At 37.2% G+C, this 14,874-nt stretch carries 15 protein-coding genes; all 15 read left to right on the top strand.

The window, feature by feature from the left end; all coding sequences use genetic code 11:
- Positions 1-41: 41 nt before the first annotated feature.
- The 15 genes from tilS to lysS all read left to right on the top strand — a co-directional run bounded on the left by tilS (position 42) and on the right by lysS (position 14,575).
- A complete protein-coding gene (gene tilS, locus ACZDYH_RS28565) occupies positions 42-1,472 on the top strand; it encodes a tRNA lysidine(34) synthetase TilS (RefSeq protein WP_000655463.1) in 1,431 nt (476 codons plus the stop codon).
- Positions 1,469-2,011, top strand: a complete 543-nt coding sequence (hpt, locus tag ACZDYH_RS28560) for a hypoxanthine phosphoribosyltransferase (RefSeq protein WP_000981842.1) — start codon at positions 1,469-1,471, stop codon at positions 2,009-2,011. The genes tilS and hpt overlap by 4 nt, the downstream gene beginning before the upstream one ends.
- 85 nt (positions 2,012-2,096) lie before the next feature.
- Positions 2,097-3,998 (top strand): ATP-dependent zinc metalloprotease FtsH, encoded by a 1,902-nt coding sequence (ftsH, locus tag ACZDYH_RS28555; protein ID WP_001079674.1) that lies wholly within the window; start codon positions 2,097-2,099, stop codon positions 3,996-3,998.
- A gap of 244 nt (positions 3,999-4,242) precedes the next feature.
- Entirely contained in the window at positions 4,243-5,031 is a 789-nt protein-coding gene (locus tag ACZDYH_RS28550; protein ID WP_000578368.1) for a type III pantothenate kinase, read from the top strand.
- A gap of 6 nt (positions 5,032-5,037) precedes the next feature.
- Entirely contained in the window at positions 5,038-5,913 is an 876-nt protein-coding gene (hslO, locus tag ACZDYH_RS28545) for a redox-regulated molecular chaperone HslO (protein WP_000656372.1), read from the top strand.
- Between the two features lie 113 nt (positions 5,914-6,026).
- Positions 6,027-6,950, top strand: a complete 924-nt coding sequence (cysK, locus tag ACZDYH_RS28540; RefSeq protein ID WP_025689126.1) for a cysteine synthase A — start codon at positions 6,027-6,029, stop codon at positions 6,948-6,950.
- A 222-nt stretch (positions 6,951-7,172) separates the two neighbouring features.
- Positions 7,173-8,570 carry an aminodeoxychorismate synthase component I gene (pabB, locus tag ACZDYH_RS28535; RefSeq protein ID WP_474887776.1) on the top strand — a complete coding sequence of 466 codons (1,398 nt, stop codon included), beginning with the start codon at positions 7,173-7,175 and terminating at the stop codon, positions 8,568-8,570.
- Between the two features lie 5 nt (positions 8,571-8,575).
- Positions 8,576-9,163, top strand: coding sequence for an aminodeoxychorismate/anthranilate synthase component II (gene pabA / locus ACZDYH_RS28530; RefSeq protein WP_474887774.1), 588 nt, complete (start codon positions 8,576-8,578; stop codon positions 9,161-9,163).
- The gene (gene pabC / locus ACZDYH_RS28525; protein WP_000909884.1) at positions 9,157-10,029 is read left to right on the top strand and encodes an aminodeoxychorismate lyase; all 873 of its coding nucleotides are present in this window, start codon (positions 9,157-9,159) and stop codon (positions 10,027-10,029) included. The genes pabA and pabC overlap by 7 nt, the downstream gene beginning before the upstream one ends.
- The gene (gene folP / locus ACZDYH_RS28520) at positions 10,004-10,864 is read left to right on the top strand and encodes a dihydropteroate synthase (RefSeq protein WP_140158308.1); all 861 of its coding nucleotides are present in this window, start codon (positions 10,004-10,006) and stop codon (positions 10,862-10,864) included. Before pabC ends, folP begins: the two co-directional genes overlap by 26 nt.
- Positions 10,865-11,227: a dihydroneopterin aldolase gene (gene folB, locus ACZDYH_RS28515; RefSeq protein ID WP_000358062.1), complete on the top strand. Its 363-nt coding sequence runs from the start codon at positions 10,865-10,867 to the stop codon at positions 11,225-11,227.
- The gene (folK, locus tag ACZDYH_RS28510; protein WP_001059450.1) at positions 11,224-11,739 is read left to right on the top strand and encodes a 2-amino-4-hydroxy-6-hydroxymethyldihydropteridine diphosphokinase; all 516 of its coding nucleotides are present in this window, start codon (positions 11,224-11,226) and stop codon (positions 11,737-11,739) included. The genes folB and folK overlap by 4 nt, the downstream gene beginning before the upstream one ends.
- Positions 11,691-11,894 carry a helix-turn-helix domain-containing protein gene (locus ACZDYH_RS28505; protein ID WP_000387031.1) on the top strand — a complete coding sequence of 68 codons (204 nt, stop codon included), beginning with the start codon at positions 11,691-11,693 and terminating at the stop codon, positions 11,892-11,894. Before folK ends, ACZDYH_RS28505 begins: the two co-directional genes overlap by 49 nt.
- A gap of 23 nt (positions 11,895-11,917) precedes the next feature.
- Positions 11,918-12,916, top strand: coding sequence for a tRNA dihydrouridine synthase DusB (gene dusB, locus ACZDYH_RS28500; RefSeq protein ID WP_000912251.1), 999 nt, complete (start codon positions 11,918-11,920; stop codon positions 12,914-12,916).
- 159 nt (positions 12,917-13,075) lie between these two features.
- Positions 13,076-14,575, top strand: a complete 1,500-nt coding sequence (gene lysS / locus ACZDYH_RS28495; RefSeq protein ID WP_000369668.1) for a lysine--tRNA ligase — start codon at positions 13,076-13,078, stop codon at positions 14,573-14,575.
- Positions 14,576-14,874: the final 299 nt, after the last annotated feature.

The raw sequence follows: 14,874 nt of genomic DNA, 5'->3' as shown, positions 1-14,874 counted from the left end.
CTAAGGTTGCTGTTCTTGTTTAATGAAAGGTGATTGCGAAGTTGAAAGATACATTTGTTGAAAAAGTAGATGACTTTGTAAAGCAGCATGATGTATTAAAGAATGATTCAACAATTGTTGTGGGAGTTTCTGGTGGTCCTGACTCGTTAGCGCTTTTATATTATTTATTAGAAAAAAGAGCGGAAAAACAGTTGGAAATTGTAGTTGCTCATGTGGATCATATGTTTAGAGGTGATGAATCTTATGAGGATTTACAGTTTGTGCAGGGCCTTTGTGAAGAACTGGGAATTATTTGTGAAACGATAAGGATTAATGTATCACAATATCAACAGCAATACGGAATGAATGCACAGGTTGCTGCGAGAGAATGCAGATATGCATTTTTGGAAAGAATAATGAAGAAATATGATGCGAGATATGTTGCTCTTGGACATCATGGAGATGATCAAGTCGAGACAATTTTAATGCGTCTTGTAAGAGGGAGTACTCCGAAAGGATATGCAGGAATTGCAGTGAAGCGTCCTTTTCATAATGGATATTTAATTAGGCCGTTACTTGGCGTAACGAAGGAAGAAATTGTTGATTACTGTAATAAGCTAAATTTAATGCCACGTATAGATCCGAGTAATAAAAAGGAAGTATATACAAGGAATCGATTACGTAAATATGTCCTTCCTCATTTGAAAGAAGAAAATCCACAAATGCATGAGAAATTCCAAAAATTTAGCGTGCAGATGCAAGAGGATGAGGCTTATTTGCAGGAATTAGCTTTTGAGAAAATGAATAAAGTAATTACAAAAAAAAGTGATAAACAAATTAGCTTATCAATTCCTGCCTTTGAATCCATGTCTATGCCTTTACAAAGAAGAGGGATTCAACTAATATTAAACTATCTTTATGAATATAAGATTCCATCTTCTCTTTCTTCTATACATATTGACAAGTTGATTGAGTTTTTTAAGCGGACACAACCTTCAGGTTCACTTGATTTTCCGGGTGATTTGAAAATTGTTCGTTCATACGAGGAGTGTAGCTTTAGATTTAAACAAGAAATTGTCTCTCCTTTTTCACAAGATTTATTAGTACCCGGGACCATTACGCTATTGAACGGGGATGAATTTGTAACAGAGGTGAGCGAAGATATACCAAGTAACATGAATGAAACAGTATTTGTTGCTAAGTATAATGATATATCATATCCACTTCGTATTCGTTCTAGAGAAAATGGAGATCGCATGTCAATACAAGGTATGAATGGCACGAAAAAGATAAAAGCTATTTTTATCGAAGCGAAAGTACCGAAAGAAAAAAGAGAAGAATGGCCGGTCGTTTGTGATGCAAGTGGGACTATTATTTGGGTACCCTTGTTGAAACGATCTGCATTTGCAATTTCGAAAGAGATGGCAAAGAAGGATAAATATATGATTATTCACTACAAAAGCAAGGAGTCTTCCGGGAGGATAATGAAATGATGAATCAAGATATCGAAAAAGTATTAATTTCTGAAGAGCAAATACAAGAAAAGGTGCGCGAACTAGGTGCAATTATTGCAGAGGATTATAAAAACACAGTACCTCTTGCAATTGGTGTATTAAAAGGCGCAATGCCATTCATGGCAGATTTATTAAAGAGAACAGATACATATCTTGAAATGGATTTTATGGCTGTATCTAGTTACGGTCACTCTACAGTTTCAACAGGCGAAGTGAAAATTTTAAAAGATCTTGATACTTCTGTAGAAGGTCGCGATATTTTAATCGTCGAAGATATTATTGATAGTGGTCTTACACTAAGCTACTTAGTAGACTTATTCAAATATCGTAAAGCGAAGTCTGTAAAAATTGTTACATTATTAGATAAGCCAACAGGCCGTAAGGTTGATCTGAAAGCGGATTATGTTGGATTTACTGTTCCACATGAATTTGTAGTAGGATATGGATTAGATTATAAAGAGCAATACCGTAATCTTCCTTATGTAGGCGTATTAAAACCAAGCGTTTACTCAAATTAATTAAATATAGGCTTCACAATTGTATAGGAAAGTTTTTCTATGTTACGATTTACTATAGTGTTTATGCCGTGAGAGGAGGTTAGGAATGAATCGTATCTTCCGTAATACCATCTTTTATTTACTGATATTCTTAGTAGTAATTGGAATCGTGAGCTATTTTAATGGTTCGACACAAAAAACGACATCAGTTAGCTACGACAAATTCATTACTAAACTAGAAAGCGGTGAAGTGCGTAATGTGCAACTTCAACCGAAAAATGGTGTATTTGAGGTAAAAGGACAATTTAATAACTCTAGCCAAGGAGAACAATTTGTTACTTATGCACCAAATACTGAGGAATTACAAAAGAAAATTAATGATAAAGCGAAAGGTGCCGAAGTTAAGTATCAACCAGCAGAAGAAACAAGTGCTTGGGTAACATTCTTTACTTCAATCATTCCATTTGTCATCATCTTCATTTTATTCTTCTTCTTATTAAACCAAGCTCAAGGCGGCGGTAGCCGTGTTATGAACTTCGGGAAAAGTAAGGCGAAGTTATATAATGATGAAAAGAAAAAAGTTCGTTTCAGAGATGTTGCTGGTGCGGATGAAGAGAAACAAGAACTTGTTGAGGTAGTTGAATTCTTGAAAGACCCTCGTAAGTTCTCTGAAGTTGGTGCTCGTATTCCAAAGGGTGTCCTATTAGTTGGACCTCCAGGTACAGGTAAAACTTTATTGGCACGTGCTGTTGCAGGTGAGGCTGGCGTTCCATTCTTCTCTATCAGTGGTTCTGACTTCGTAGAGATGTTTGTCGGTGTCGGTGCATCACGTGTACGTGATTTATTTGAAAATGCAAAGAAAAATGCTCCTTGTATCATTTTCATTGATGAAATTGATGCAGTAGGTCGTCAACGTGGCGCAGGTCTTGGTGGTGGTCATGATGAGCGTGAGCAAACATTGAACCAATTACTTGTTGAAATGGATGGATTCGGTGCAAACGAAGGTATTATTATCGTTGCTGCGACAAACCGTCCAGACATTCTTGACCCAGCGTTATTACGTCCAGGTCGTTTTGACCGTCAAATTACAGTAGATCGTCCAGATGTAAATGGCCGTGAAGCTGTACTGAAAGTACATGCGCGTAATAAACCACTTGATGAGCATATTAATTTAAGAGCAATTGCGACTCGTACACCAGGATTCTCTGGTGCGGATCTTGAAAACTTATTAAACGAAGCTGCTTTAGTAGCTGCACGTCAAGATAAGAAGAAAATTGATATGAGTGATATCGATGAAGCGACGGATCGTGTTATTGCAGGTCCAGCTAAGAAAAGTCGTGTTATCTCTGAAAAAGAACGTAATATCGTTGCTTTCCATGAAGCAGGTCATACTGTAATTGGTGTTGTTCTTGATGAAGCAGATGTCGTTCATAAAGTAACAATTGTCCCTCGTGGTCAGGCTGGTGGATATGCGGTAATGCTTCCGAAAGAAGATCGTTACTTCATGACGAAACCAGAGTTACTTGATAAAATCACTGGTTTACTTGGTGGCCGAGTAGCTGAGGAGATTGTATTTGGTGAAGTGAGTACAGGTGCTCATAATGACTTCCAACGTGCGACTGGTATTGCAAGACGTATGGTTACGGAATTTGGTATGAGTGACAAACTTGGACCGATGCAATTTGGTAGCTCGCAAGGTGGTCAAGTGTTCTTAGGAAGAGACTTCCACTCAGAACAAAACTATAGTGATGCGATTGCACATGAAATCGATATGGAAATGCAATCAATTATGAAAGAATGTTATGCTCGTGCAAAACAAATTCTTACTGAAAACCGTGATAAACTAGATATTATCGCACAAACGTTACTTGAAGTAGAAACGTTAGATGCAGAGCAAATCAATCATTTATGTGATTACGGCAGATTGCCAGAACGTCCAACATCTTCAGATGATGTGAAAGTAAACATCAACATGAAGAAAGACGATGAGGATAAAGAAGATAAGTAAGAAGTGAAGGAGTGACTATCGTCACTCCTTTTTTGTTTGTTAAAATCTTTGTTAATTACTATTGAGAACTTAGTGGATAAAGTAATTTAAGTAAAACTAGTATTAAAAATTGAAATAGAGAGCAATCTTTTTGTAAAATGATGAGGATAGGAAAGCTGATTATATAAGTATGTGTGATATGATGTTTTTATAAGTTTTATACATACTGCACAAATATAGATTAAATAAGATAAGTGGTGAGAATATGATTTTTGTATTGGATGTAGGGAACACAAATGCTGTACTAGGTGTGTTTGAAGAGGGGGAACTTCGTCAGCATTGGCGCATGGAAACAGATCGTCATAAGACAGAAGATGAATATGGAATGCTTGTAAAGCAATTGCTTGAGCATGAGGGTCTTTCGTTTGAAGATGTGAAAGGTATTATTGTGTCTTCAGTCGTACCACCAATTATGTTTGCTTTAGAGCGCATGTGTGAAAAATATTTTAAAATTAAACCGCTTGTAGTAGGGCCTGGGATAAAAACAGGACTAAATATTAAATATGAAAATCCGCGTGAAGTAGGCGCAGACCGAATTGTAAATGCAGTAGCAGGAATCCACTTATATGGAAGTCCGCTCATTATTGTTGATTTTGGTACGGCTACTACATATTGTTATATTAACGAAGAAAAACATTATATGGGTGGAGTTATTACGCCAGGAATTATGATTTCAGCAGAGGCTTTATATAGCAGAGCAGCAAAACTTCCTCGTATCGAAATTACAAAACCAAGCAGTGTTGTTGGGAAAAATACAGTAAGTGCGATGCAATCTGGTATTCTTTATGGTTATGTTGGACAAGTGGAAGGTATTGTTAAGCGTATGAAAGAAGAAGCTAGACAAGAACCTAAAGTTATTGCAACAGGTGGATTGGCAAAATTAATTTCCGAAGAATCGAATGTAATTGATATTGTAGATCCGTTTTTAACGTTAAAAGGTTTGTATATGTTATATGAACGTAATGCAAATTTACAGCATGAGAAAGGTGAATAAATACGTATGAAAGATTATTTAGTAAAAGCGTTAGCATTTGATGGAGAAGTGCGTGCGTATAGTGTACGTACAACAAATACAGTAAGTGAGGCGCAAAGACGTCATGATACATGGAGAACAGCTTCAGCGGCACTAGGGCGTTCTTTGACTGCGGGTACAATGATGGGCGCAATGTTAAAGGGTGAGCAAAAGTTAACGATTAAGGTAGAAGGTAACGGTCCAATTGGCCCTATCTTAGTAGATGCTCATGCAAATGGAGATGTACGTGGTTATGTAACGAATCCGCATGTTGATTTTGAAGGAACAGAACAAGGGAAGTTACGTGTATATCAAGCGGTAGGTACAGAGGGGTTTGTAACTGTAATTAAAGATATTGGAATGCGTGAGCCGTTTATTGGTCAATCTCCAATCGTTTCAGGAGAATTAGGAGAAGACTTTACGTATTATTTTGCAGTTTCTGAACAAACGCCTTCTTCTGTAGGTGTTGGTGTTCTTGTAAATGGAGATGATAGCATATTAGCGGCAGGTGGATTCATCCTTCAAATTATGCCGGGTGCGCAAGATGAAACGATTTCATTTATTGAAGACCGTTTACAAAAGATTCCACCTGTATCAACGTTGATTGAACAAGGTCTTTCTCCGGAAGAGCTACTATATGCAGTTCTTGGAGAAGATAAAGTAAAAGTATTAGAAACAATGGATGTTCAATTTAATTGCACATGCTCACGCGAGCGTATTGAGAGTGTATTAATTAGTTTAGGTAAAACAGAGTTAGAGCAAGTTCGTGAAGAAGAGGAAGAGACAGAAGTTCACTGTCATTTCTGTAATGAACGATACAAGTTCTCTAAAGAAGATATTACAAATTTAATCGAGAATTTGTAATAAGGGAATTAAGAGGAGCAATCCTCCAAATGAATTGACAAACAGGGAATTTTCTGACAAAATCTAAATATAGATAAAACCAATAAAAATACTCGGTGTTAGGAGTGACAGGAATGCGAGTGGCACAATCAGTTTCAGAATTAATCGGGAAAACGCCGATCGTTAAGTTGAACCGCATCGTAGAATCAGACAGCGCAGATATATACTTAAAATTAGAATTTATGAATCCGGGGAGTAGTGTTAAAGATCGTATCGCATTAGCTATGATTGAAGATGCTGAAAAAAAGGGATTATTAAAAGAGGACGATACAATCATTGAGCCGACAAGTGGTAACACAGGAATTGGTTTAGCGATGGTAGCGGCTGCTAAAGGATATAATGCAATCTTAGTAATGCCAGAAACAATGAGTATTGAGCGTCGTAATTTATTACGTGCTTACGGTGCGGAATTAGTATTGACTCCAGGGCCTGAAGGAATGGGTGGAGCAATTCGTAAAGCGACTGAATTAGCAAAAGAACATGGCTACTTTATACCACAACAGTTCAAAAACCAATCGAATCCAGAAATTCACCGTTTAACAACAGGTCCAGAAATTATTGAACAAATGGGCGACCAATTAGATGCGTTTATTGCAGGTATTGGTACAGGTGGAACGATTACTGGTGCTGGTGAAGTACTGAAGGAAGCGTATAAAGATATTAAAATTTATGCAGTAGAACCTGCAGATTCACCAGTATTATCTGGTGGGAAGCCAGGTCCACATAAAATCCAAGGAATTGGGGCGGGATTTGTTCCGGAGACGTTGGATGTAGAAGTATATGATGAAATTATTCAAGTGAAAACAGAGCAAGCATTTGAATATGCGAGAAGAGTGGCTAAAGAGGAAGGTATTTTAGTTGGTATCTCTTCAGGCGCAGTTATTTATGCAGCAACAGAAGTTGCGAAAAAGTTAGGTAAAGGGAAAAAGGTACTTGTTATTATCCCGAGTAACGGTGAACGTTATTTAAGTACACCACTTTATCAATTTGAATCCTAATTAAACGCGATTGAAAAAGCATCCTTGAAAAAGGGTGCTTTTTCTTTTGGGATTGGAAATAGGAAAAGAGTGAATGACTAGAAAACTTCATGTAAAATAAGAGGTAGTATAATTAAATTATTTTCACTAGCCTTCGAGTATAATCAATCTCTATATAAATAACTTATGTAGTTTGAGCTGGTTTATCTAAGAGGGTGGGATAAAAGAAGACGGGGTGTTGATATGCAACGAAGAAAATCTTTAGCGCTTTCTATTCCATATCAGTTAGATTTCTTTAAGCAATATAAATTTCTTTCTCAGGGTAAATCGCAACATATTTTGTTAGAAAGCGGCCGTGGCGGTCGTTATAACATTGTAGGGCTGAACCCAGTAGCGGTAATTCGAGGGAAGGATGAAACGTTACATATAAGTGAAAGTGGTAAGGAAACAATAAAACGAGGGAATCCGTTAGATTTAATGCAAGAATATATGGAACAATGGAAGACGGACTATAACCCAGAGTATCCGCCTTTTCAAGGTGGTGCAATTGGCTATTTCAGTTATGACTGTATCCGTTATATTGAAAAGCTATCTTCTCTTGCGGAAGATGATATTAATATACCTGACATCTTCTTTTTATTATTTGATGACGTATTTGTCTATGATCAAAAAGAACAAGTGTTATGGGTTATTACGCATTATGTAGATAAATATGAAGAGGCGAAAGAACGGCTAAATGAGTGGAAGAGTCTTTGGATGACAGAAGCGCCTGAAGTGACCGTGCCCTTTGAAAGTCCTGAAAAGAAAAGTGAAGCAGTTGCTTTTACTGAAGCCAGCTTTATGAAGGCAGTTGAATGTATTCAAGAATATATTGGGGCGGGTGATGTGTTCCAAGTAAACTTGTCGACGAGACAAGAAAGAACGTTACAGACACACCCACTAGAAATTTATACAAGTCTTCGTGAGATTAATCCATCTCCATATATGGGTTACCTGGAGCTTGGGGATTTTCAAATTGTTAGTGGATCGCCAGAGTTGTTAATTAAGAAACAAGGAACTGAAGTAAGTACAAGACCGATTGCTGGAACGAGATCTAGAGGCGCGGATGAGCAAGAGGATGAAGAATTAGCAAGAGAATTAATTGAGAACGAAAAAGAAAGAGCAGAGCATGTAATGCTTGTGGATTTAGAAAGAAATGATTTAGGACGTGTTTGTAAATATGGCACTGTAGAAGTAGATGAATTTATGGTAATTGAGAAATACTCACATGTTATGCATATTGTTTCTAATGTGCGTGGTGAGGTGGAAGAAGATAAAGATGCTTTTGATTTAGTGAAGGCTGTATTCCCTGGGGGAACAATTACTGGTGCCCCGAAAATACGTACGATGGAAATTATTGAGGAATTAGAACCTGTTCGAAGAGGGATTTATACAGGTTCAATCGGTTGGATTGGTTATTCTGGAGATACAGAATTGAATATTGTAATTAGAACACTTCTTGCTAAAGATGGAAAAGCTCATGTACAAGCAGGGGCGGGAATTGTAATTGATTCAAATCCGGAAAATGAATATAAAGAGTCGTTAAAAAAGGCGATTGCTTTATGGCGTGCAAAAGAACGTAGCGAAGAAACGGTTAGGTGAGAGAAATGATATTAATGATTGATAATTATGATTCTTTTACATTTAATTTAGTGCAGTTTCTTGGAGAACTTGGACAAGAGCTCGTTGTTAAACGTAACGATGAAGTGACCATTTCAGATATTGAGAATATGAAACCAGATTTTCTAATGATTTCTCCAGGCCCATGTAGTCCTAATGAAGCTGGGATTAGTATGGAAGCTATTAAATACTTTGCTGGAAAGACTCCGATTTTTGGTGTTTGTCTAGGGCATCAATCTATTGCACAAGTGTTTGGGGGAGAGGTTGTCCGTGCAGAGCGATTAATGCATGGAAAAACGTCGCTTATGCATCATGATGGAAAGACGATTTTTTCGGATATTCCTAATCCGTTTACTGCGACGCGCTATCATTCCCTTATTGTTAAGAAAGAGACGTTACCCGATTGCTTAGAGGTAACATCTTGGACAGAGGAAGGGGAAATTATGGCACTTCGTCATAAGACATTGCCGATAGAGGGTGTGCAATTCCATCCAGAATCTATTATGACTTCTCATGGGAAAGAGCTGTTGCAGAATTTCGTTCGTAAATACAGTCCAAGTGCGACATTATGTTAATTTACGTAAATGGTCAGTATGTAGAAGCAAGTGAAGCGAGAATTTCTCCTTATGATCATGGTTATTTATATGGTCTTGGAGTTTTTGAAACGTTTCGTATTTATAATGGTCATCCTTTCTTATTGGATGATCATTATAACCGTTTAATAGAGGCGCTGGATACATTGCAAATTAAATGGACAATGACAAAAAATGATGTGATGCTTATTTTGAAAGATTTACTCGCTAAGAATGAATTGAAGCATGCATATGTACGTTTTAATGTATCGGCGGGTATAGATGAAATAGGATTACAAACGGAAATGTATGAAGAGCCTTCTGTTATTGTTTTTATAAAACCTTTAACAGCTCCAGGGGATGTAGTGGAAAAAGAAGGGGTTATTCTAAAACAAGTGCGAAATACACCGGAAGGGACATTTCGCCTGAAGTCTCATCACTATTTAAATAATATTTTAGGGAAGCGTGAAATTGGAAATGTTGTGAGTAAGGAAGGTATTTTCCTCACTGAAGCAGGTTATGTTGCAGAGGGCATTGTTTCGAATCTATTTTTTGTGAAAGGTGATGTTTTATATACACCTTCGTTAGAGACAGGGATTTTAAATGGTATCACTCGTGCGTTTATTATAAAGAGTGCTGAAGAATTAAATATAGAAGTAAAGGAAGGTTTCTTTACAAAAGATGAGCTACTTTCAGCGGATGAAGTCTTCGTAACAAACTCCATTCAAGAAATTGTTCCGCTTTATCGTATAGAAGCGCAGGATTTCCCGGGTAAAGTAGGAGTGGTTACAAAAAGTTTAATGTACCTTTATGGAATGCAAAGAGAGAAATTATGGAGCAGAAATGAATTACGAAGAGGAGATGTGTAGTTTGAAGTGGGATTATGATTTGCGCTGCGGCGAATATACATTGAATTTAAATGAAAAAACATTAATTATGGGGATTTTAAATGTAACACCAGATTCGTTTTCTGATGGTGGGAGTTACAACGAGGTAGATGCTGCGGTACGTCACGCAAAAGAAATGCAAGGTCAAGGTGCTCATATTATTGATATTGGTGGCGAATCTACTCGCCCAGGTTTTGCTAAAGTATCAGTAGAAGAAGAAATAAAGCGAGTTGTCCCGATGATTCAAGCAGTTTCAAAAGAAGTAAAATTGCCTATATCTATCGATACATATAAAGCTGAAGTTGCAAAGCAAGCAATTGAGGCTGGTGCTCATATTATTAATGATATTTGGGGAGCGAAGGCGGAGCCAAAAATTGCTGAAGTCGCAGCTCATTATGATGTACCCATCATTTTAATGCATAACCGCGATAATATGAATTATCGTAATTTAATGGCGGATATGATTGCTGATTTGTATGACAGTATTAAAATTGCTAAAAATGCTGGTGTACCAGATGAGAATATTATTTTAGATCCAGGTATCGGTTTTGCTAAAACACCTGAGCAGAACTTAGAGGCGATGCGTAATTTAGAACAGTTAAATGTGCTAGGTTATCCAGTTCTCTTAGGTACTTCGAGAAAGTCCTTTATTGGGCACGTATTAGATTTGCCAGTGGAGGAACGCCTTGAGGGAACAGGAGCTACCATTTGTCTTGGTATTGAAAAGGGCTGTGAGTTTGTTCGTGTCCATGATGTGAAAGAAATGGCGCGTATGGCTAAAATGATGGATGCGATGATTGGTAAGGGGGTAAGGTAATTGGATAAAATTTATATCCATGATATGGAGTTTTATGGTTATCATGGTGTGTTCCCAGAGGAGAATAAATTAGGTCAGAGATTTAAAGTTGACTTAACGGTGGAGTTGGATTTAAAGCGTGCAGGGGAAAGTGATGACTTAGAGCATTCGGTCAATTATGGAGAGCTTTTCGAATTATGTAGAAAAGTTGTTGAGGATAGAAAGTATAAGCTTGTGGAGAGTATCGCTGAAAATATTGCTGCAGATATATTAAAACAATATGAAAGTATTTCACGCTGTACAATTAAGGTAATTAAGCCGGATCCACCGATACCGGGTCATTATCGTGCTGTAGCAGTAGAAATTACGAGAGAACGTCCATGAACAATATAGCTTACATTGCATTAGGGTCAAATATTGGAGAGCGTTATACGTATCTAACTGAAGCGATTCAGTTTTTAAATAAAAATCCTTATATTCAGGTTGATGATATTTCATCTGTATATGAAACTGAGCCAGTTGGCTATACTGACCAAAGTTGCTTTTTAAATTTAGTTATAAAAATTTCTACCAATTTATCACCACAAGAGTTATTGAAAGTAACACAAAAAGTAGAAAATGACCTAGGAAGAAAAAGGGAAATTAGGTGGGGGCCGAGGACTATCGACCTTGACATTTTACTTTATAATCAAGAGAATATTGAAGCAGAGAATCTTATTGTTCCGCATCCGCGGATGTTTGAAAGAGCTTTTGTTATCGTTCCGTTGTTAGAGATTAATCAAGACATAAAACAAAACATTTCACGTTCACAAGTAGAAGAAATGAAAAGGCGAGAGGGAGTAACGGTATGGAAGCAGAAAAATGGGGAAGACGCATTCGTGCTTTTCGAAAGCTAAAAGGCTATACACAAGAAGGTTTTGCTAAAGAACTAGGGGTATCTGTATCTGTTTTAGGTGAGGTTGAGAGAGGGAATAGATCGCCTTCTCAAGATTTTGTAGTAGAAGTTGCTAAGGCATTAAATGTTTCGATAGAGGAATTAATGCCAAAGTGATTGTACAGGAAGGAGTAGGTTGATTGTTAAAGATTGCAAATATCGAGATGAAAAATCCGGTTGTACTAGCACCGATGGCGGGAGTGTGTAACTCTGCATTCCGTTTAACAGTAAAAGAATTTGGTGCCGGCTTAGTTTGTGCTGAAATGGTAAGTGATAAGGCAATATTACTTAATAATAAAAGAACATTAGATATGTTATATATCGACGAGAGAGAAAAGCCATTAAGTTTACAAATTTTTGGTGGAGAGAAAGAAACTCTTGTAGATGCTGCGAAATATGTAGATAAATATACGACAGCAGACATAATTGATATTAATATGGGTTGTCCAGTGCCGAAAATCGTTAAATGTGATGCGGGGGCAAGGTGGCTTTTAGATCCGAATAAAATATATGAAATGGTAGCAGCGGTTGTAGATGCTGTAGAAAAGCCGGTTACAGTTAAAATGCGTATCGGTTGGGATGAAGAACATATTTTCGCAATAGAAAATGCTAGGGCTGTTGAGCGTGCTGGTGGCCAAGCTGTGGCGGTTCACGGACGTACACGAGTGCAAATGTATGAAGGAAAAGCGGATTGGGATATTATTAAACAAGTAAAACAATCTGTAAATATCCCGGTTATCGGAAATGGTGATGTCGCAACGCCGCAAGATGCAAAGCGTATGCTTGATGAAATTGGTGTAGATGGTGTTATGATTGGTCGTGCGGCTCTTGGAGATCCGTGGATGATTTATCGTACGGTAAAGTATTTGGAGACAGGTGAATTAATGCCGGAACCAACAGTGCGCGAGAAAATTGATGTATGTATGTTACATCTAGATCGTCTTATTGACTTAAAGAACGAAAGTGTCGCTGTAAGAGAGATGAGAAAACATGCAGCTTGGTATTTAAAAGGTGTTCGTGGTAATGCGAGTGTACGTAATGGTATTAATGCTTGTAACACACGGGAAGACCTTGCGAATGTGTTAGGTACATTTGTAGAAGAAGTGGAAGCGAAACAACAAACAATTTACGTTGGTTAATAATGGACATAGGAGATTGACATTCTTCTATACACTTCCTATAATTACGTGAAAGAAAGAAGAGCTGCCAGTTAGTTGCTGGCAGTTTTTCTAGTTGAGTAGAAAATGCTATACTGTATATATTGTAAAATTAAATAGAGCTGGAGTGATATCAATATCATGGATAACATGAACCACGAAGAATTAAACGACCAATTGATTGTTCGTCGTGAAAAGCTACATAATTTACGTGAACAAGGAATTGACCCGTTCGGTAAAAGATTTGAACGCACAAATTCAACAACTGATTTAGTGAGTCTATATGGAGAGTTCTCTAAGGAAGAATTAGAGGAGAAGGAAATCGCTGTTTCTATCGCTGGTCGTATTATGACAAAACGCGGAAAAGGGAAAGCTGGATTTGCACACGTTCAAGATTTACATGGACAAGTTCAAATTTATGTTCGTAAAGATGCTGTTGGAGATGACGAGTACGAATTATTTAAAACAGCAGATTTAGGTGATTTAGTAGGTATTGAAGGTAAAGTGTTCAAAACAAACGTTGGAGAACTTTCAGTAAAAGCAACAGGCTTTACGCTATTAACGAAATCTCTTCGTCCATTACCAGATAAATACCATGGATTAAAAGATGTTGAACAACGCTACCGTCAACGTTACTTAGACTTAATTACAAGTATGGAAAGTCGTGAAACGTTCGTTACTCGTAGTAAAATCATTCGTGAGATGAGAAGATACCTAGATGACAACGGTTATCTTGAAGTGGAAACACCTATGATGCATGCAATTGCAGGTGGAGCTTCTGCGCGTCCTTTCACTACACATCATAATGCGTTAGATATGGAATTATATATGCGTATCGCAATTGAGCTACATTTAAAGCGTCTTATTGTGGGTGGTTTGGAAAAAGTATATGAGATCGGCCGTGTATTCCGTAATGAGGGTGTATCAACTCGTCATAACCCTGAGTTTACAATGATTGAATTATATGAAGCATACGCTGATTATAAAGATATTATGAAGTTAACAGAAGATATGGTTGCTCATATCGCGAAAAAAGTACTGGGTACAACAACAATCCAGTATGGTGATTATGAAATTAATCTAGAACCAGAATGGACACGTCTTCATATGGTAGATGCGATTAAGCAATACTCTGGAGCTGATTTCTGGAATCCGATGAGTGTAGAAGAAGCACGTGAGCTTGCAAAAGAACATAATGTAGAAATTAAAGATACAATGGAAGTTGGTCATATTATAAATGAATTCTTCGAACAAAAAGTAGAAGATAAATTAATCCAACCAACATTTATTTACGGTCATCCGGTAGAAATCTCGCCGCTTGCGAAAAAGAATGATGAAGATCCAAGATTTACAGATCGTTTCGAATTATTTATCGTTGCGCGTGAACATGCAAATGCATTCACTGAGTTAAATGATCCAATCGATCAAAAAGAACGTTTTGAAGCGCAATTAAAAGAGCGCGAACAAGGTAATGATGAAGCTCATATGATGGATGACGATTATATTGAAGCTCTTGAGTACGGTATGCCTCCTACGGGTGGATTAGGAATCGGTATTGATCGTCTAGTTATGTTATTAACAAATGCACCATCTATTCGTGATGTATTATTATTCCCTGCTATGCGCCATAAACAAGACTAAGCTTTGGAGATTTCTCCAAAGCTTTTTTTATTTGAGCATGAGTTGCGTGGGTATAGTAAGTCTTGATAGTGCGAGAAATTATATTTATATAGAAGAAATGTGCTGTTTTTATACTTTTTTACTAAGTTAAAAATTTTATTAGAAAAACTATTGCATTTTAATAATCAAACTGGTATATTTATATTCGTTGCCACGAAAGGTAACAAACAAAACAAACGAAAAACAACTTATTGAAAAAAGTTGTTGACGAAAATATAATGAAATGTTATATTGATAAAGTCGCTTCTGAGCGACGAAGT

The sequence above is a fragment of the Bacillus sp. EB V-12 genome, assembly GCF_056158125.1.
This window is presented reverse-complemented; position numbering and strand designations above follow the sequence as displayed.